The sequence below is a fragment of the Salibacterium sp. K-3 genome (assembly GCF_054052005.1).
The window spans coordinates 1,807,176-1,826,141 of sequence record NZ_JBSVZE010000001.1 but is presented as its reverse complement, the minus strand read 5'-3'; the positions used below and the strand labels follow the sequence as shown (position 1 = coordinate 1,826,141).

Below are 18,966 nucleotides of genomic sequence, written 5' to 3'. Positions count from 1 at the left end.
ATAATATATATTATAGGAAGTTAAAGGGTGAAACACGGTTACATCTCATATCCCATGTATACTTCAGTTTTTGAGACGTAACAAATAAATCAGCATATCTTACTGCTGATTTATTTGTGGTTTTTCATCCAGCCACTTGATTCCGAATATAATTACTTTTTCATCGCTGCTGTTAATGATGTGTTTTCGATTTTCTTCTTTATACCACCTGGTAGTTAATGTATTTCCTGATGTCATAATGGCCAGGTAAGATATGCCGTCCACTTCTATTGGTATTTGTGGAACCATGGTAAATATCCCGGAAAATTCGAATGGAATGTCCATTCTTGTGCTGTACGTGGCATGGGAAATATCCTTATCACCTCTTACATACCTGTCTCCAATCAGGGCTTCCAGAGAAGCAGCCTCTTCCTCCCCGTTTTCCTGATAATCCAATGCGAACAAAAGTTCTTGTAAATGCTCTTCTTCTGTGTCATTGACCCCAACTTGAAAACCTGTCATAGACGCTTCATCAAGTTTTTCACCATCCTCGTAGACATTCATAATCAGCTCTGCTGTCTGAATCTGTTCGGGAAAGGCTCCCGTTACGTTATACGCCATGGAATAGTCCAGTCCCATTTCGAGATATCTTTGTTCATCGCCGGTCAGCTCTTTACGTTCGAGCATCGGTTCCGACTGGGTTCCGCCTGCACTGCAGGAAGCTAAAAAAACGGACAGCAGTAAAGCAGTAAAAATGCCCGGCTTCATGTCCCAGACTCTCCTCTTTATTGATTTATGCCACTTTATCAGCATAACATAACAGGAAATCAGTGGAAGCATAAATGTTTTTTTGAAGAAACAGCAGCGAGGATAATCAGGCTGCAATCGACGACGTTTTGGCATCTTTTTTTCCGATCAATCGTCGTTATGAGAACGTTATAATGACGTTTAGGAGCAGAAAAAGGAAGCAAACGTAACATTAAAAACCCATGGTTACTTTTAGCCGGGGTGCGGACACCCCAAACGTCATCATGAACGCCTTTACGAGACGTTTACCCGGAAATCTGCCATGAAAAAGGAACTTAAGCACCGGTCCATCTCTTCTCAAACCCAAGCCGTGCCCGGGAAAAAGAGACGGACCAATACCGCCCTTGTACGCTGGATTTCAAGCGAAATGTCGGGATCTACAATAAAATTCCAAACCATACATGAAAGAATGGTTCGGAATTTTATTATCTATTAATGGCTGTGTCCCGCTCTCCATAATGAATTATATGAAATGTACACCGAAATACATAATCCAGCAGAGCATGAGAAATGAAATAGCTCCCTCCCCTGCTTTCGATCCTGTTTTTGCCGTAAGAGGAAAAGAAATTTTCTGTTTCACCGGATACAAAAGATGTATACCATTCGGAGTCATCATGTCCAGAATAAGATGACTGGCTGCACCGGTGGTAATCCCGTACTGAAAAGCACTTCCCCAGTCGTACGGAATCAGGCCGGCACAGATATAAATTACTGCCATAAACAGTATGCTGTGCGTGATGGTACGGTGTCCGAATAGTTTCTGTATCATTTTAGATACCGGACGGATCCTTCTTCCAATCCAGGAAAACGGCTGGCAGATATCGGGCAGCAGCCCGCCTGCCAAAACAGCAGCTGTAAATACAGCTGTCTCGGTTCCGGAAAATGAAAGGGGCAGCGACGGTGAAGAATAGACGATAGTACCTGCTGTTAACGCTCCAATTGTGTGTGTGCCTGCATTCATGCTGTATTTCCTTTCATTTCTACCTTTTGCGTAGTATGTCTTTGTTAGTTGTTCTGCTCACTGCTTCCTTCATTATTTTTTTTAAGGGTTTGATAGTCAATGACCGGCCAGGCGCCCGTTACCGTGCCGTTCTCTTTCGTGTCAACGATGAAGGAACCGTTGCTGTAACGGTCGCTCCTACGCATACTTCCGATATTTTCGGTTTCCGTGCGGCCTGTTTCTGTCTGAATCCGGATCTCATCTACATTCCCGTACCATGGCTCAAGACCGCTGATGAGATGTGGATTCTGTTTCAGTTCCCGGAGCATCACAAGTCCGCGTTTGGCCCGGGACATCGATTCAAATTCATCGAGCGGCATTTTTTTCACGGCCCCACGGTGCGTGATTACCACAGCTTCGGAACGATCTTCCGGTGATAAAACAAAACCGTTAATGACCGAATCCCCTGATTTCAGATTGATTCCTTTTACTCCTGCCGCGCGCTGGCCGACCGGAGTGACTTCTTCTTCTGCGAACCGAAGGCCGTAACCAAAGTTAGTTCCCATAAATACGTCCCCGGTGCCGTTTGTTATATCGACGTTCACAATTGTATCTTCCTCTTTCAGCTTGACAGCAACAAGCGCCCTTGAATAACGCTGGGCCTGATAGGCGGACAGTACCGTTTTTTTGACCATTCCATTTTTCGTAAAGAAAATCAGGTACTCATCATCAGTGAATTCTGATACAGGGATGACGGTAACAAGGGAATCGTCGGCATCAAGCGGAATAATATTTCCGATATGCTGGCCGTTGTCTTTCCAGCGGATGTCGGAAAGTTCGTGAACCGGCATATATACATACTGTCCTTTTTCCGTGAACAACAGCAGTGTATCTGTCGTATTCCGCTCATCAAAAAACAACAGATCATCTGTTTCTTTCATCCCCGGCGGATCTTCGTTGGACGCGGAATAGGATCTGTAACTTGTACGTTTGATATACCCTTCTTTCGTGGCGGTTACAATCACATTTTCGGATGGAACCATTACTTCGAGGTCTATTTTAAGTTCTTCAATTTCGTCTTCAATGCTGCTGAGACGCTCATCATTATAGGTTTTCTTTACATAGGAAAGCTGATCTTTGATAACTTGCAGCAATTTGGTTTCACTGGATAAAATGGAGCGCAGCTTGTTAATCCGCTTCTCCAGATCCTCTGCCTCTTGTTCCAGCGTCGTGATGTCGGTGTTTGTCAAACGGTACAGCTGTAATGTCACAATCGCCTCAGCCTGTTCTTCCGTGAAGGCAAAAGACTGCACCAGGTTAGCTTTGGCATCTTTCTTATCATTGGAACCCCTGATGATTTCAATGACCTGGTCGAGAATCGATATCGCTTTTTTGAGCCCTTCGACGATATGCTGTCGTTTTTCCGCTTTATCCAGTTCATACCTGGAACGGTTGGTAACCACTTCTTTCTGGTGGGAGACATAAGCCTGCAGCAGCTGTTTTAAGCCGAGAAGCTGCGGCGTTCTGTTATGGATGGCCACCATGTTGAAATTATAGGACACCTGCAGGTCCGTATTTTTATATAAGTAATGCAGAACCCCCTGCGGATCTGCCTCTTTTTTCAGTTCAACCACAATACGAAGGCCGGTCCGGTCCGTATCGTCCCGGACTTCCGCAATGCCTTCCACCTTTTTGTCAAAACGGATTTCATCCATCCTTTTCACGAGGTTGGATTTTACGACTTCGTATGGAATTTCCGTGACGACAATCTGCTTTCTTCCGCCTTTCATCGTTTCGATGTCGGTTTTTGATCGGACAACAACTTTTCCTTTTCCTGTTTCATACGCTTTTTTGATACCCTCGGTCCCCTGTATGATACCACCGGTGGGAAAGTCAGGACCTTTTAGAACTGTCATCAGATCTTCCACTGTACAGTCCGGTTGGTTGATTTCCATCAAGGCGGCATCAATCACTTCCCCGAGTTGGTGCGGCGGGATATCAGTGGCATAGCCGGAAGAAATACCCATGGAACCGTTCACAAGCAGATTGGGATACATGGACGGCAGTACGACAGGCTCTTCGATGGAATCATCAAAGTTGGGAATGTATTCCACCGTGTTTTTCTCTATATCACGCAGCATTTCTCCGGATATGGAGGACAGCCTTGCCTCGGTATAACGCATGGCTGCCGGCGGGTCACCGTCAATGGAGCCATTATTTCCGTGCATTTCTACGAGCGGATTGCGCCCTTTCCAGTCCTGGCTCATTCTGACCATGGCTTCATACACAGAGGAGTCTCCGTGGGGATGATAATTCCCGATAACATTTCCGACCGTTTTCGCTGCTTTTCGAAACGGTTTGTCAGCGGTATTGCCGTCCTGCAGCATCGCATAAAGAATACGCCGCTGCACCGGCTTCAGGCCGTCTCTTGCATCAGGAAGCGCGCGCTCCTGAATAATATATCTGCTGTAGCGGCCAAACCGGTCGCCGAGCACTTCTTCCAGTGGTAAATCCAGATGTTTTTCTGCCTCGGTCACGATTTACTCCTCCTCCTCCGTCACATGAAGGTTCTCATTTTCCAGAATGTTTTCGTCTTCTTCCAGGCCGAATTCGACGTGCGATTCGATCCACTTCCGTCTCGGTTCCACTTTATCTCCCATAAGGGTTGTGACGCGTTTATCGGCACGTGCAAGATCGTCCACGGTTACTCTGACGAGCGTTCTTGTCTCCGGGTTCATCGTTGTTTCCCAGAGCTGGGTTGCATCCATTTCGCCGAGTCCTTTGTACCGCTGAACGGCATACCCTTTTCCGACGTTGGATATCGCTTTCTGAAGGCCGTCTTCATCCCAGGCATATTCCGTTTTCTCCTTTGCTCCGCTGCCTTTACTGATTTTGTACAAAGGCGGAAGAGCAATAAACACCTTGCCGGCTTCCACAAGCGGACGCATGTAACGGTAAAAAAACGTAAGCAGCAGCACCTGGATATGGGCGCCGTCCGTATCAGCATCGGTCATGATGACGATTTTATCATAATTACTCTCTTCCAGAGCAAAATCCGTCCCGACCCCTGCTCCGAGCGCATAAATGATGGTGCGGATCTCTTCGTTTTTCATAATGTCATCCAGCTTAGCCTTCTCCGTATTGATGACTTTACCGCGCAGAGGAAGTACCGCCTGAAATTTGCGGTCTCTTCCCTGCTTTGCCGAACCTCCGGCGGAATCGCCCTCCACAAGATAAAGTTCATTTCGTTCCGTATTCCTCGACTGGGCGGGGGTCAGCTTTCCGCTCAGCAGCTCCTTTTTACGGCTTTTCTTCCCGCTTCGCGCTTCTTCTCTCGCCTTACGGGCTGCTTCTCTGGCCTGGGCGGCTTTCATCGCTTTTTTGATAAGCATCGAGCTCGTGGTTGGATTCTCTTCAAAAAAGTAGGTTAACTTTTCCGAAACAATCTGATCCACAGCGGACCTTGCTTCAGGGGTGCCGAGTTTACTTTTCGTCTGCCCCTCAAACTGAAGCATTGCTTCTGGTACGCGGATGGCGATGACTGCCGTAAACCCTTCTCTTATATCCGAGCCGTCGAGGTTTTTGTCTTTTTCCTTTAAAAAATTCATCTTCCTCGCATATTCATTGACGGCTCTCGTAAGAGCGGTTTTTGCCCCGGATTCATGGGTTCCGCCGTCTTTGGTGCGCACATTGTTTACAAACGACAGCACATTTTCCGTGTAGGCGTCGTTAAACTGAAAGGCGATTTCAAGTTCAATATCCTGGCTTGTGCCTTCAAAATAGACAACAGGATGAAGTACTTCCTTATCCTCATTCAGATATTCAGCAAATGCCTTGATGCCAGTTTCATAAACAAATGTTTCCGAAATCGTTTCGGCTTCCCGTTCGTCAGTAAGCCGGATGGAAACTCCGTTCAGAAGAAATGCAGCTTCACGAAGGCGTTCCGCCAGCATTTCATACTGATAGGAAGTAGTCGAAAATATAGACGGATCCGGTTTGAATCGGATCGAGGTTCCGGTTTTCTTCGTTGTTCCCTCTTCTTTAAGAGGAGTCACCGGTCTGCCTCCGTCTGCAAATTCCTGACGGTATATGTGTCCGTCCCGGTGGATCACCACGGTGAGCCATTCGGACAGCGCATTCACCACAGAAGCTCCGACACCGTGAAGGCCGCCGCTTGTGACGTATCCTCCCTGTCCGAATTTGCCGCCGGCGTGAAGAACCGTGAAAATCACTTCCGGCGTGGATTTTCCGGTTCGGTGCGTGCCGGTCGGAATTCCTCTGCCGTAATCGGTGATGGAAATACTATGATCGGGATGAAGGGTGACATCAATCACAGTGCCAAAGCCTGCCAGAGCTTCATCCACCGCGTTATCCAGTATTTCAAACACGAGATGGTGAAGTCCGCGGCTGTCAGTGCTCCCAATATACATCCCCGGTCTTTTACGGACTGCTTCCAGTCCTTCAAGAACCTGTATGGCATCATCATTATAATCAAAGGTTTGTGTCAATGACGTGTTCCCCTTTCTCTGCAAGCAAAACCATGTATCATACACTATAACATATGATAACAGAACATACGTTTTATTTTTTACTATGAAAAAATGCAGCCGGCATCTATTCCATGCAGCGGCTGATGATCCACATCCGCAATGAGAAACGCTCACCTGTCTGTGATGAGCGTCCGCCTTCCATCAAGATAATCTGGAAAGTTCCACTTTGATACATTTATCCATAATTACCGTCATACCGGCCTGTTCAGCCGTCCGGGCCGCATCTTCACTCACGAGGTCAAGCTGGGTCCAGAAAACGTCAGGAACCTGCGGCATTTCAGCCGCCTCTTCTGCAATGGCAGGCAGATGTTCCCGGCGCCGGAATACATTCACAATATCAACGTGCTCTTTAATATCACCGAGACGTGCAACTGCCTTTTCCCCCAGTACTTCCTGTGCATTCGGATTGACCGGAATAATGCGGTACCCTGCCTCCTGAACGGCTTTAGTTACCTGCCAGGACGTCCGTGAAGGTTTTTCGGACAAGCCGACGACGGCAATCGTGCTGCTGTTATTCAGTACAGAGGCTGTACGTTCTTCGGAAGGATTCTGAAACGTAGTCATGGTTATCGGCTCCTTTTCTATAGATTAGTCAAAAAATCCATTCTCCGTCAAGTAGTCTCTTGCCACAATACTCGGATCTGCATCATTATAATCAACCATATAGTTCATCTGCTGCATTTCTTCGTTCGTAATTTCTCCGGACAGCTGGTTCAGAATACGCTCCAGTTCCGGATGGGCATTGAGGGTTTCCTGCTTCATCAGAGGCGCTCCCTGATAAGGCGGAAAAAGATTTTTATCATCTTCGAGAACGCGCAGGTTGTATTCCACCATGTCCGCGCTTGTAAAATAAGCGTCTATAAAATCGACTTCTCCGCTCTCCACAGCTCTCGTGCGGAGTCCCGGATCCATCGTCTCCACATTTTCAAACGTTAATCCGTACACGTCCTGAATCCCGACGTACCCGTCTTCTCTGTCCGCGAATTCGAACGTGAATCCGGCAGTTAACTCCTCCGTATACGGTTCCATATCCGATATTGTTTCAATACCCAGTTCTTCGGCATGCTGTTCTCTCATGGCCAGCGCATACGTATTGTTGAACTGCATCGGTTCCAGATAGGCCATGTTATACTCTGCAGCCATGCCTTCTGCTGCGTTTTCATACACTTGCTCTTCTGTGCTTCCGGAAGACGGTGTGTTACCTAGGAGCGCAGCCATAGCAGTTCCAGTGAATTCCGGGTAGATATCGATTTCATCCACCGACAACGCATTAAAGGCGGCATCGGTACTCCCAAAACCTGATTCCACCGCCACATTCATTCCGGTTTCTTCTTCGATCAGATGTTTGTACATATTCGCAATGATTTCCGGTTCCGCCCCCAGTTTCCCGCCGATGACAAGATCCGGCTCCTGGTTGAATGAAAAAAGCGGAACGGCAGTGACCAGCAGTGCAGCAGTCAGTACGGCAGCAAACGGCATCAGCGTTTTTCCCCTGGACGTTTTTTCGGTGAACCGCAGAATAAAATCAAACATGAGGGCAAGTAGTGCAGCCGGGATGGCGCCAAGCAGAATATAGGCATTATCGGCACGGTCAATGCCGGTCATAATGAAATCCCCGAGCCCGCCGGCACTGATTAAGGCAGCCAGGGTGGCGGTGCCTACAATCAGTACCATGGATGTACGGATGCCGGCCATTATAACCGGTATCGCCATTGGAAGTTCCACTTTGCGAAGGCGCCGGAATGAAGACATTCCCATACCGGTGGCAGCTTCTTTAATTGCCGGATCCACTTCGTTGATGCCGGTATAGGTGTTCCGGAGAATCGGCAGAAGCGCGTACGCCGTCAAGGCGACAACTGCAGGAAGAGTGCCGATTTCGTTTAACAGCAGAATCATAAAGCCGAGCAGAGCGAGGCTCGGTATCGTCTGAAGAACGGCTGCTGCCCCGATAATGGGTTCAGCAATCCGTTTCTTCCGTGATAAATAAATGCCAAGCGGAACAGAAATAAAAATGGCACATAACAGAGCCAGCAGGGACATATGGATGTGTTCCCACAGCAGCGTCCAGAACATGTTCTGGCGGTCCTGGAAGAGAGCGGCCATCTCCTGGATAATTCCCATTTATACCGACTCCTTTCCTGTTTCCATATGCAGCTGCTGCATATAGCGGACGATATCTTTGTAACTCAACACGCCGATCAATTTCCCGTCTTCGAGCACCGGCAGGGCGTCGACATCTGTTTTTTCAAAATATGTAACAGCCTTTTTCAGCATCATATCGGGTGATACCGTGGTCGAATGGGATACGATCTCCCCTTCACGTCGCCGGCCGAGAAACTGATGATCCGTGTCAAAAATATACAGAGGGGCCGGGTAAAGGGGAAGGTTCGGAAGATCTGCCACATTCGCACTGTGTTCGCTCTCCGGATTCATCATATGTTTGACCGGAGTCTCCCACTCATTCCTGCGGTCACCGATAAAATCGCGCACAAAATCATCAGCAGGATGATGGATCAGTTCATGCGGTGTCCCCGTTTGTATGACACGGCCTTCATCCATCATGCATATACGGTCACCGAGTGCCAGTGCTTCGTCCATGTCATGGGTCACAAATACAATGGTTTTTTTAATTCTGGACTGGAGTTCTTTAATATCCTTCTGAAGCTGCTCTCTGGTAATGGGGTCCAGCGCGCTGAACGGCTCATCCATGATCAAAATGTCCGGATCCGCCGCGAGGGCACGGACAACCCCGACCCGCTGCTGCTGTCCTCCGGACAATTCGGCAGGCATACGTTTTCGATAGATAGACGGGTCCAGTTCCACCATATTCATCAGTTCATCCACGCGGTTCATGGTCTGTTTTCTGCCCCACTTCCGCATTTCCGGCACGACGGCAATATTTTCTTCAACCGTCATTGTCGGAAAAAGAGCAATCTGCTGCAGAACGTATCCGATATTCCAGCGGAGCTCCTGAAGATTCCAGTTTCTCAGATCTTTTCCTTCTATGCTGATCGTTCCTTCCGACGGTTCAATCAGCCGGTTAATCATTTTTAATGTCGTAGTTTTGCCGCAGCCGCTTGGACCGATTAATACAAAAAATTCCCCTTTTTCCACTTCAACAGAAAAATCATGAACGGCTTTTGTGCCGTCCGGAAACGTTTTCGATATATGTTCAAACGTAATCATGATACCGTTCCTCTCTTGTCTATCCGTCAGATAGTCTTTTATCCTTTTTCATATCCTGTCCGATGTCTTTTTAAACCCGAGCCTGTACAGGAAAGCTTAATCGAGGCAGAAGCGGAAGGCGGCGATTCTTTGTTGACCGCCGGCTAAAAACGGTCACGTCCTGTGGCGGGCGCCGGCACTAGAACATCCTGTTCGTCGAAGCAGCAGCCGAACATCCCATCAAACGGTGTTTGGGCGCCCGTGTTGCGGGTCAGATCGGCGCCCGCCAGGACGACTACCACAGGATGTGGTGACTTTTTCGCCCGAAACAGGACGACTGTTATAAAGAATAGAGGTGCGTATATTTCGTTTCGAGATAATCCAGAAGATGATCCGGATTAATTGATTCACCAGTAGCGTTCTTAAGAAGTTCTCCGGGGCTTTTCATTTTTCCGTGCTGATGGACGTTATCCGTCAGCCATTGTTGTACAGGACCGAGCCTGCCCTCACGGCAGTAAGTTTCAAACCCGGGAATATCACGCTTGAGAGCATCGTGGAACTGTGCCGCATAAATATATCCGAGGGCATACGAAGGGAAATAGCCGAAGGCGCCGAAAGACCAATGGACGTCCTGAAGCACCCCACTGCTGTGATCAGGCGGCGTTATACCGAGATACTCATTCATCTTTTCATTCCAGATATGTGGGAGATCTTTCACTTCTATTTCCCCGTTTATCAGCTGCTTTTCGATGTCGTAGCGGAGCATGATATGAAGGCAGTACGTTAATTCATCGGCTTCGATACGGATCAAGGAAGGCCCCGCAGCATTAACAGCCCGGTAAAAATCATCAAGCGGTACGTCGTTGAACGTTTCTCCTGCTTCTTTCTGCAGGAGGTCATAATTGTTTTCCCAGAACGGCTTGGAACGACCGACAAAGTTTTCCCAGAATAATGATTGCGATTCGTGAATGCCCATGGAGGCAGCATCACATAATACGGTTCCTTTCCAATCACTGGGAAGATTCTGCTCATATAAAGCATGTCCTCCTTCATGAATGGTTCCAAAAAGCGCGGTACGAAAATCTGTTTCATCATATTTGGTCGTAACCCGCACATCCGAAGGGTTCAGACCGAGGGCAAACGGATGGGTGGTTTCATCCAGCCGTCCTGCTTCAAAATCGTACATCATCTGCTGCAGGATCTGCTTACTGACAGCCGTCTGCTTTTGTTTTGCAAACGGTTCAAACAGAAACGACGTATCCGGCTGTGACGGAGAAGAAGCCACCTGAGCTGCAAGAGGTTTCAGACGCCGTTTCATGCGGTCAAATACGTCGTCCAGTACCTCTGTTGTCATGCCGGGTTCGTAATCCTGGAGCAGGGCATCATAGGGATGACCTTCATATCCCCAATATTCAGCGAATCGGCGGCTGAAATTCACCAGTTTTTCGAGATAAGGGCGGAGCATCTCAAAATCATTTTTTTCTTTTGCTTCTTCCCAGACCGACTCCGCACGGGCTGTTAATATACTGTATTCCTGATACTCCTCTGCAGGAATACGAACGGACCGGTCGTATTGTTTCTTCAGTTCTTCCGCAGCTTTCCGGATCCCGGGATGATACGGGTCTTCTTTTTCCTCCAGGATCGTTTCGAGAAAGGAAGCGGTCGCATCCGATGTTGTGAGTTGGAAAAGCTCCGTGGAGATTCTACCGACAGCTTCTGCACGATCCTCCGCACCTTTTTTGGGAATTTTTGTTCTAGCATCCCATTCCATCAGCCCAAGTGCCTGTTCATAGGCATTCATTTTATACATATGTTCCAAAAAATCCTGTTCAATCTGCTCTTTTGACCGGCTCAATACTCCATAACCCCTTTCCGCAATTTGTTATGACCAGCGTATCATAAAGTCCCGGGTTTATCATTTTTGAAAGTACGGAAGTTCCGTGTTATAACAGATGGGGAGAGAAAGGGGGATTCCAGTGGCGTCTTTTATTATAAAAGAGGAAGCAGCAGCAATGTACAAACAGGAAATGGAATTAAACGAAGGAGATTATCTGCGCTTGTTTGTGAGGGTCGGCGGAGTAGGTTCCGGGGGATTTTCTCTTGGAGTGGCAAAAGAAAAACCTGAAGCAGGATCGGATGTGCTTCAGGCGTGCGGCATCTATTTTTTTGTGAATCCGCAGGATCAATGGTACATGGATGGTATGGTGGTGTCCTACGAACCCGGGATTGATCTGCTGTCATTTGAAAACCCGAAAATTGAGGATGTCACGAATCCGCGTTGACTGGATCACCATCTCTTTGTCAAATGATGGGACCAGGCCTGATCCAGCTGTTTTTTCGCCTCTGTGACTGCCTGTTCCGGCCGTGCAGCCGGGGGCCGCTGTTCCGGACTACCCAGTACTTTTTCCGCGTTTCCAATGGCCTTTTCGATTTTCAGCAAAGATTGTAGCTTTTCTGCATACTGAATGTGCTGCAATCTCTTCCCCTCCCTGAAACATGCTACCCTATAAGCATATACGGAAGGTCAAGAAATTATGCTACCTTTTTGGAGGACGCTGTCCCCAGAATTGATAATAGTCCGTTTTAATTTTTCCATTATACAATTTTCTTTTTTTCGTCGCATTGCTTCCGTACAACGCTTCAAACTGTTCGCTTGAGGTCAGGATATAAACCGACCAGGTGTCGAGCGGACGGAATGCTTCCCCCATCTCCCGGTACAGGGTCTCCACCGCCTCTTTTTCCCCGATGCGTTCCCCGTACGGCGGATTGGAAACAAGGCAGCCGTATGGCTTTGCGGCTGTGAAATCCGACGCCTGCATCTGTTTAAACTCTACCACCCCGTATAAACCTGCTTCCATGGCGTTTTCTCTGGCCAGATCGACGATACGGTGGTCAATGTCCGATCCCTGTATATCAAGAGGCTGGTCATAGTCTGCTTTATCTTCTGCTTCTTCTCTGGCCAGTTTCCACGTTTCAGCATCCAGCCACTCCCAGGATTCAGCGGCGAATCCGCGGTTAAATCCGGGGGCTATCTGTTGACCGATTAACGCAGCTTCAATCGGGATTGTGCCCGATCCACAGAACGGATCGGCAAAAGGGCGGTCCGGGTGCCAGTTGGTCAGCATAACAAGGGATGCAGCCAGGGTCTCTTTTAACGGCGCGGTGTTCTGAACGGTCCTGTACCCGCGTTTATGGAGGCCGGGACCGGACGTATCAATGGTTAAGGTTACAACGTCTTTATGCAGTGCGGCTTCTATTTTATATAATCCGCCGTTTTCCGGAAACCATTCTTTCTGATACGTCTGTTTCATCCGTTCCACAACCGCCTTTTTAACAATCGACTGACAGTCCGGAACACTGTACAGTGTTGATTTTACAGAGCGGCCCGTAACGGGGAATTCCGCCTGTTCCGGGAGCATTGTCTCCCAAGGAACGGCTTTTGTTTTTTCAAACAGTTCGTCAAAAGAGACGGCGGTGAATTCGGCGGCTTTCAGTTTCACCCGGTCGGCTGTCCGCAGCCACATGTTTGTTCTAGCTATCGCTTCCAGCGGTGCTTCGAACTCAATCCGTCCATTCTCCACGCTCACGTCCGTGTATCCCAGTTCCTTGACCTCCCGGGCTACAAGCGCTTCGAGCCCCATGGTCGCCGTTGCTATTAACGTAACACGTTCATTCATGAATTTTTCTCCTTCAGGGTACGGCTTTCACCGCCTATAGACAGTGATAAAGAAAAAACCCCTGTATCAGGGGTTGACCGATGCCGTGACATTCGTATAAGCCATGTTCTGTTCCGTTGTGCTGCCTGCGGCTTTTCGCCTCACACTCCGGCGGCAGTCATCTATCTGCAGGAAGAGTATCTCCCTGCCCTTTCTTTCCGTTGTTTTCCTTCCGAAAGGTGCCCCTACCAATATTTGGGTTTCTCGCTCGAGGGGTTTACCGCGTTCCACTCTGTTTGTTTCCAAACAGACTCCGTCACTGTGGCACTTTCAGGGTAATGCGGCCATATCCGGTATGGACACAGGCCGTTTTCCCGCCATCGGTCCGGCATCACCGCGACCGTCCCGGCTTATGGTTTCGCCGGGCACGAACACTACAGCCGTCTCAGGCTGTGCGAGCATGGACTTTCCTCTGCGCAGGAAGCGCAGCAACTGCCCGAATGTCATCAGCATCATTATGCCACATGTTATTATATCCTGTACTCTCAGGTTTGACAAGCCGTATCCGTGAAATTCAGGTGGAATTTCTGCTTATTTTTACCGCTTTTTTGGACAGCTGATCAGCTGCGCGGTTCTGTGTCGAAGGAATCCATTTCACAAAACACAGCCCGCATTCGGTAAACAGTTCCAGAATCTCCGACAGCAGAGGTTTGTACAGGGAATGCTTTGTATGCTCTTTTTCCACCGATTCTTCCACAAGCTGGGAATCCGTATGAATCGATACTGTTGTCCATCCCCTCTCAAGGCATAACTGAAGCGCTTCGCGGAGCGCAGTAAATTCCGCCTCGTGATTGGTCATCGTCCCGAGAGGTACAGCGTGATGTTCATTCTCGCCGTCCGGTGCAGAAACAAAAATTCCGGCGCCGGCCGGACCGGGGTTGCCGGCACTTGCTCCGTCAATAAACATTTTGATCAAAAAGACGCCTCCGCTGGATTATTCCTCGTATAATTTTTTCCCGAAGACTTCTTTTTCGAGATTGGAAAGACGTTTTAAAATATCATAGTTTGTTCCGCCGGCCTGCGGCATAGCCTGACCGGCTGGTTCTTCGGCGGACTGGCCGTTATAGCGCGTTTCACGCCGGCTGCTGTTTTTGGCCTGCTCGAGCTGCTGTTCCAGGTCGCGGACACGCTGTTCATAAGCTTCATAGTCCTGGATGACCGTATCCAGAAACTGATCTACTTCATCTTTATTATAGCCTTTCATGCTGCTTTTAAAATCTTTATCCAGAATATCTTTTCCTGTTAATTGAATATTATCCATCGTGTCGTTCACCCCGAATATCATAGCATTTTGATATAAGATGTTGTCCTTTATTTTTTCAGAACTTAATGGAAAAGTCAATTTTCAATCGTTTTACTGTTCCATGTCTCCACCGTTACGCATCATTTCCTCCTCGACGGTCTGCTGGAGATCATCCGGAGTGATAAGATAGACAGGATAATGCTGTGCGGATGCCTTGCGCTCGGCAGCCTCAAGATAATATTCCGGACTTCCCGGCTGATCTTCTGTGTATAACACGAGAAGCGCATCCGTCTTCATGATGATAAAGTCATTTTTGGCGCGGAGCTGTCCTGGGTTTTCATACTCTTTGTTCGAGACAGCTTCAGAATAGTCAGCCTGCTGGATTATCCGCTGATATCGTTCGCGGGCATGGTCGGGCCAGATGCTGTCCTGGTGCAGAAACGGCGGAAGCACAGCAAGACGCAGTCCGGGTTGCTCCGTTTTCAAGTCAATGACCACTTCCGCCGTCCATTGTTCCACGCCCGGCTGACCGGATACTACCACCCATTCCAGTCCTTCTTCCATAAAACCATAGAGTTTTGCTTTCACTGTTTTTTTTATATAATCTATTTCCCCGGCTTCCGGGTTGAAAATTCCAAGTTCACGTGGCTTATATCCACTTACAGCAAGTACCTTCATGCCGCTTTCCTCCATCTGCTTCCCTGTTTCGACAGCACCCGCCATCTATCATATCAATAGTAAGCCGCGGTTTTGTCTAATAAAGTGGATTCCCCGCTGATTACAGGTTTTTTTGCGCTTGCCCGGGAAATAATTGCCTCCGTCATTTCCCCGCCGGAATTTTATATGCCAGACGCTTTCCGCGTTTTTTCAGGTCATCCCGAATATCTCTGCTTTGCGGCATGCGGCTGGCTTCTTCTGTATAATACAGCGCCTTTTCAAAGTCTTTTTCCGTATGTTCCATATGTTTTGCCAGCTCGACCGCCGCTTTTGCCGCATAGGTCCCACCGTGCTCATACACCCTTTCGAAGTGATACAAGGCATCGCCGGTCTCTTTCTGTTTTTTTAGGACGACGGCCAGGGCATATACATACACGGGATTCCACTGCCCTGTGGATTGGGCAGCTTTCCTGTAGCACCATGCCGCTTTGGACAGTTCTTTCATCTGTTCAAACCAACGCCCGATTTCATACATTTCCTCCGGACTTGTTCCACTCCCGAGGACACGTTCGGATAAATCAATGTAAAGGGTAATTAACGACAGAACATCCTGTTCATTATGCTCCAGGACACCTTTAATAAAATCAGGGTCCTGTTCGTTTAAAAAGTCAAAATACAACATCGGCGCCAGATACCCCGGCGTATCATTTTCACGCTGCACACCGAGTATTTCTTCTTCCACGACAGAAAGGCGGCAGGAAGGAAGCGCGTGTTTAAAAAGGCGGCGTGAGGCATGAAGAAGGTCAAAATGTCCAAATTCCGGGAGGTTGGGTACTTCATCCCGGACAAACGTGTGTCTCGTTTTGACCTGCGGCCAGTCAAAGGCTTTGCCGTTATACGTAGCCAGATGATGCACGGCATCCTGCATTTCCGTTAAAAAATAGTAGTAAAAAGCGGCCTCGGATTCCGGGCCGGGCAGAAAGAATTGACTGACATGAACACGGTCACCAGAAAAACGAGCCCCGCCGAGCATATAAATCATATTCCCGGCACCGCCGTTCAGACCTGTTGTTTCCGTATCAAAAAACAGTAGATCCTGCGGACGCCGGCCGGATGGATGTAACGGATGCACCGCCTCTTCCCGGCTCCATTTTTCAAATACATCGAACAGAGCACCAAGGTGACGGGTGCCGTGACGGTAATTCAGACTATATTCCTGTTCACGGCGCATGACATACTGTCCGCCCAGGTGAAGCGGCTCAGCGTTCAGTTCTGCCCATTTATCCAAAAACGGGATGTTATGCGAAACGTCCTGCTGCATCGGTTTATCCGTCTGTTCCGGATGGTTGACATGATCGTGGCTCATATGATGTTTCATACGGTTCAGTTTATGTTTCAGCGTCAATCTGCTGTTCCTCCTCCAGAATCCGGATCAAACGAAGCGTCAGCCACTTCGCTTCTTCATCAAGGTTCAGGTCGGAACCGACACAGGACGGACATCCGGATGTACAAGGACAGGAGCGTATCAGTTTTCGGCATTCATGCAGAATACGCGTAATGTCCTTGTACACTGCCGAAGATAAACCAACGCCGCCTGGATATCTGTCATACAGGAAGATCGTCGGGCGTTCGGAATGAGTGGCTTTCATCTGCGGAATAACGTGAAGATCACTGCGGTCACACATGACATGAACAGGAGCGGTGTGGCGGAGCACATTGGCCGTACCCATCAATGCCTGTTCGAGAGGATCCCTTCCGAACTGCTCCACCGCCGCTTCCGGAAAACTCAGCCAGCATGCATTTGTATGCAGTTCCTCTTCCGGGAGATGAATCGGACCTGAACCAATATTTTCGAACGTCGTCATTTTTATTTTTTTAAATATCGTTGCTTTCGCATTTACCATGACATCTCCAAATGCTGTCACAAAAGAGGGGTATTCGGTCCGCCTGTCCTCTTCCAGCACTTTCAGATCCACCGCAAGATTGGCATCAGTATAATATTCGACCTGCACTTCTTCCACATAGGCTTTCTTTTCGTCCCAGTCCAGCTCTCTCACCTGGTATTGAATGCCCTGATGCAGGTAAATGGCTTTATCATGAAGCAGCGTCATTGCGCTGAACCGGTCCATTTCCCCGATAACTTTTGCATTTGCAATGTCTGTCTGATCGATAATAACCACGTTTTCCTGGGATGCGGAGCGCAGACTGACGCCGTGGGCGGGAAATGCATCGTTCATCCAGTACCATTTATTCCCCCGGGCGTGAAGCACCTGTTCTTCCGACAGATAATCAAGCACGTCCCGTATATCGACGCCGTCAAACGATTCTCCTTCCCGAAACGGCAGTTCGAAGGCCGCGCATTTCACATGATCCACCAGAATGATCAGATTATCAGGGTCAATCCGTGCCGATTCCGGATTCTGTTCCAGAAAAAACTCCGGCTGCTGTATCATATACTGATCAATGGGAGTGGAGTTGGCCACCATCAGAATCAGGGACTCATCCTGTCGTCTCCCGGCACGTCCCGCCTGCTGCCAGGCACTTGCAATCGATCCGGGGTATCCTGTCATCAGACAGACCTGCAGCTGCCCGATATCAACGCCGAGTTCGAGTGCGTTTGTACTGACAACCCCCATAACGTCCCCGGTCCGCAGCCCGTTTTCAATATCCCGGCGCTGTTTGGGCAGATAACCTCCGCGGTATCCCTGAATGGACTTGGGACCGAGTTCTTTTTTAACCAGTTCCTGCAGATGCGTTAAAATCACTTCCACGGTAACCCGGCTTCTTGCAAAAACAATCGTCTGGATATTCTCTTTTAAAAAACGGGAGGCAAGCGCATTCACCTCCGAAACAGCTCCTTTTCGGATATTCAGCGCTTCATGAACGACCGGTGGATTATAAAATACAAAGTGTTTCCGACCGCGCGGAGCCCCGTTTTCATTGATGACATGAAACGGTTCTCCGGTTAAGGATTCCGCCAGCTCCCCGGGATTGGCAATCGTAGCAGACGTGCAGATGAACACCGGCGAGCTTCCGTAATAGCGGGCGATACGTTTCAGGCGGCGGATGACATTGGCCGTATGGCTCCCGAATACACCACGGTACGTATGAATTTCATCAATGATGACATATTTCAGATTTTCAAAAAGGGACACCCATTTCGTATGGTGCGGCAGAACCGCCGAATGCAGCATATCCGGATTCGTCATGACAACGTGCCCTGCTTTGCGGATGACCTGCCTGATCTGGGCGTCTGTATCTCCATCATACGTGTAACTGCGGATATCCTCCCCTGTTTCATTGATCAGTTCATTGAGTTCACTTTTTTGATCCTGGGCGAGTGCTTTTGTTGGGAATAGATATAAGGCCCTGCTTTCCTTATCGTGCAGCACCGATTCGAGAACCGGAAGATTATAACAGAGCGTTTTACCGGAAGCGGTCGGAGTGACAGCGACCGTATTCTGCTGTTCGCGCCCGCTCTTTTGGAGCGCCTCTTCCTGATGAATATACAGCTCTGAAATCCCCCGATACTCCAGCGCTTCTTTTAATCTATTATCGAGAAAACCGGGAAACGGGGCTGTACGGGATTTTATTTCATCTATCGTATGCCAGTGTTCAATACGGCTGTTCATTTCCGGATCATGTTTCATCCAGTCGATGAGCTCATGGAGCGTCTTTTTGTGCATGGATTCGTTCACCTCTATCACTTCATTATACCGAATATTTGTTTGTTTTCCAATGAATGGCCGGAATCGCAGAAGCGGTGTCCGAACGTTTATCATTTTCTATTATACCGGCTGCCCGCCTGGAACCAAATACACACAGTATAAGAAGTGTACTAAAACAGCGATTAAACAAAAAAACAATAACGGCTTTCCGTTATTGTTTCAAAAAAGATATCGATTGAAG

Annotated in this window: 16 protein-coding genes and 1 other RNA gene; 1 reads left to right on the top strand and 16 read right to left on the bottom strand. The window is 48.5% G+C overall.

The window, feature by feature from the left end:
• Nucleotides 1-99: 99 nt before the first annotated feature.
• From ACW9JV_RS09070 to ACW9JV_RS09035, 8 genes are all read right to left on the bottom strand, one after another.
• Complete coding sequence (locus ACW9JV_RS09070) at nucleotides 100-747, bottom strand: hypothetical protein (RefSeq protein ID WP_457333465.1); 648 nt, start codon at nucleotides 745-747, stop codon at nucleotides 100-102.
• A 502-nt stretch (nucleotides 748-1,249) separates the two neighbouring features.
• Nucleotides 1,250-1,747 carry a metal-dependent hydrolase gene (locus ACW9JV_RS09065; protein ID WP_457333463.1) on the bottom strand — a complete coding sequence of 166 codons (498 nt, stop codon included), beginning with the start codon at nucleotides 1,745-1,747 and terminating at the stop codon, nucleotides 1,250-1,252.
• Between the two features lie 44 nt (nucleotides 1,748-1,791).
• Nucleotides 1,792-4,263, bottom strand: coding sequence for a DNA topoisomerase IV subunit A (gene parC, locus ACW9JV_RS09060; protein ID WP_457333461.1), 2,472 nt, complete (start codon nucleotides 4,261-4,263; stop codon nucleotides 1,792-1,794).
• Nucleotides 4,264-4,266: 3 nt separating this feature from the next.
• On the bottom strand, nucleotides 4,267-6,234 hold the full coding sequence (gene parE / locus ACW9JV_RS09055; RefSeq protein ID WP_457333459.1) for a DNA topoisomerase IV subunit B: 1,968 nt from the start codon (nucleotides 6,232-6,234) through the stop codon (nucleotides 4,267-4,269).
• A 183-nt stretch (nucleotides 6,235-6,417) separates the two neighbouring features.
• Nucleotides 6,418-6,840 carry a CoA-binding protein gene (locus ACW9JV_RS09050; protein WP_457333457.1) on the bottom strand — a complete coding sequence of 141 codons (423 nt, stop codon included), beginning with the start codon at nucleotides 6,838-6,840 and terminating at the stop codon, nucleotides 6,418-6,420.
• Between the two features lie 24 nt (nucleotides 6,841-6,864).
• Complete coding sequence (locus ACW9JV_RS09045; protein ID WP_457333455.1) at nucleotides 6,865-8,397, bottom strand: ABC transporter permease/substrate-binding protein; 1,533 nt, start codon at nucleotides 8,395-8,397, stop codon at nucleotides 6,865-6,867.
• Nucleotides 8,398-9,462, bottom strand: coding sequence for an ABC transporter ATP-binding protein (locus ACW9JV_RS09040; protein WP_457333453.1), 1,065 nt, complete (start codon nucleotides 9,460-9,462; stop codon nucleotides 8,398-8,400).
• A 319-nt stretch (nucleotides 9,463-9,781) separates the two neighbouring features.
• Nucleotides 9,782-11,296, bottom strand: coding sequence for a carboxypeptidase M32 (locus ACW9JV_RS09035; protein WP_457333451.1), 1,515 nt, complete (start codon nucleotides 11,294-11,296; stop codon nucleotides 9,782-9,784).
• 121 nt (nucleotides 11,297-11,417) lie between these two features.
• Here ACW9JV_RS09035 and ACW9JV_RS09030 point away from each other — a divergent pair, with 121 nt between their 5' ends.
• Nucleotides 11,418-11,723 (top strand): iron-sulfur cluster biosynthesis family protein, encoded by a 306-nt coding sequence (locus ACW9JV_RS09030; RefSeq protein ID WP_457333449.1) that lies wholly within the window; start codon nucleotides 11,418-11,420, stop codon nucleotides 11,721-11,723.
• Nucleotides 11,724-11,728: 5 nt separating this feature from the next.
• Here ACW9JV_RS09030 and ACW9JV_RS09025 read toward each other — a convergent pair whose 3' ends face one another.
• The 8 genes from ACW9JV_RS09025 to ACW9JV_RS08990 all read right to left on the bottom strand — a co-directional run bounded on the left by ACW9JV_RS09025 (nucleotide 11,729) and on the right by ACW9JV_RS08990 (nucleotide 18,743).
• On the bottom strand, nucleotides 11,729-11,917 hold the full coding sequence (locus ACW9JV_RS09025; RefSeq protein ID WP_457333447.1) for a hypothetical protein: 189 nt from the start codon (nucleotides 11,915-11,917) through the stop codon (nucleotides 11,729-11,731).
• Nucleotides 11,918-11,978: 61 nt separating this feature from the next.
• Nucleotides 11,979-13,118: a THUMP domain-containing class I SAM-dependent RNA methyltransferase gene (locus ACW9JV_RS09020; protein WP_457333445.1), complete on the bottom strand. Its 1,140-nt coding sequence runs from the start codon at nucleotides 13,116-13,118 to the stop codon at nucleotides 11,979-11,981.
• Nucleotides 13,119-13,210: 92 nt separating this feature from the next.
• Nucleotides 13,211-13,601: RNase P RNA component class B (gene rnpB, locus ACW9JV_RS09015), an RNA gene on the bottom strand.
• 70 nt (nucleotides 13,602-13,671) lie between these two features.
• Complete coding sequence (locus tag ACW9JV_RS09010; RefSeq protein WP_457333443.1) at nucleotides 13,672-14,073, bottom strand: ribonuclease HI family protein; 402 nt, start codon at nucleotides 14,071-14,073, stop codon at nucleotides 13,672-13,674.
• 18 nt (nucleotides 14,074-14,091) lie between these two features.
• Complete coding sequence (gene gpsB, locus ACW9JV_RS09005) at nucleotides 14,092-14,418, bottom strand: cell division regulator GpsB (protein ID WP_457333441.1); 327 nt, start codon at nucleotides 14,416-14,418, stop codon at nucleotides 14,092-14,094.
• A 93-nt stretch (nucleotides 14,419-14,511) separates the two neighbouring features.
• A complete protein-coding gene (locus ACW9JV_RS09000; RefSeq protein ID WP_457333439.1) occupies nucleotides 14,512-15,078 on the bottom strand; it encodes a DUF1273 domain-containing protein in 567 nt (188 codons plus the stop codon).
• 142 nt (nucleotides 15,079-15,220) lie between these two features.
• The gene (locus ACW9JV_RS08995) at nucleotides 15,221-16,462 is read right to left on the bottom strand and encodes a ribonuclease H-like domain-containing protein (protein WP_457333437.1); all 1,242 of its coding nucleotides are present in this window, start codon (nucleotides 16,460-16,462) and stop codon (nucleotides 15,221-15,223) included.
• On the bottom strand, nucleotides 16,446-18,743 hold the full coding sequence (locus tag ACW9JV_RS08990; protein ID WP_457333436.1) for a DEAD/DEAH box helicase: 2,298 nt from the start codon (nucleotides 18,741-18,743) through the stop codon (nucleotides 16,446-16,448). The genes ACW9JV_RS08995 and ACW9JV_RS08990 overlap by 17 nt, the downstream gene beginning before the upstream one ends.
• Nucleotides 18,744-18,966: the final 223 nt, after the last annotated feature.

What these genes read in the sequence shown, in the direction of transcription:
- ACW9JV_RS09000 (WP_457333439.1), bottom strand. Translation starts at nt 15,078, where the DNA reads ATGAAGGTACTTGCTGTAAGTGGATATAAGCCACGTGAACTTGGAATT.
- ACW9JV_RS09020 (WP_457333445.1), bottom strand. Translation starts at nt 13,118, where the DNA reads ATGAATGAACGTGTTACGTTAATAGCAACGGCGACCATGGGGCTCGAA.
- ACW9JV_RS09050 (WP_457333457.1), bottom strand. Translation starts at nt 6,840, where the DNA reads ATGACTACGTTTCAGAATCCTTCCGAAGAACGTACAGCCTCTGTACTG.
- ACW9JV_RS09040 (WP_457333453.1), bottom strand. Translation starts at nt 9,462, where the DNA reads ATGATTACGTTTGAACATATATCGAAAACGTTTCCGGACGGCACAAAA.
- ACW9JV_RS08990 (WP_457333436.1), bottom strand. Translation starts at nt 18,743, where the DNA reads ATGCACAAAAAGACGCTCCATGAGCTCATCGACTGGATGAAACATGAT.
- ACW9JV_RS09045 (WP_457333455.1), bottom strand. Translation starts at nt 8,397, where the DNA reads ATGGGAATTATCCAGGAGATGGCCGCTCTCTTCCAGGACCGCCAGAAC.
- ACW9JV_RS09070 (WP_457333465.1), bottom strand. Translation starts at nt 747, where the DNA reads ATGAAGCCGGGCATTTTTACTGCTTTACTGCTGTCCGTTTTTTTAGCT.
- gpsB (WP_457333441.1), bottom strand. Translation starts at nt 14,418, where the DNA reads ATGGATAATATTCAATTAACAGGAAAAGATATTCTGGATAAAGATTTT.
- ACW9JV_RS09065 (WP_457333463.1), bottom strand. Translation starts at nt 1,747, where the DNA reads ATGAATGCAGGCACACACACAATTGGAGCGTTAACAGCAGGTACTATC.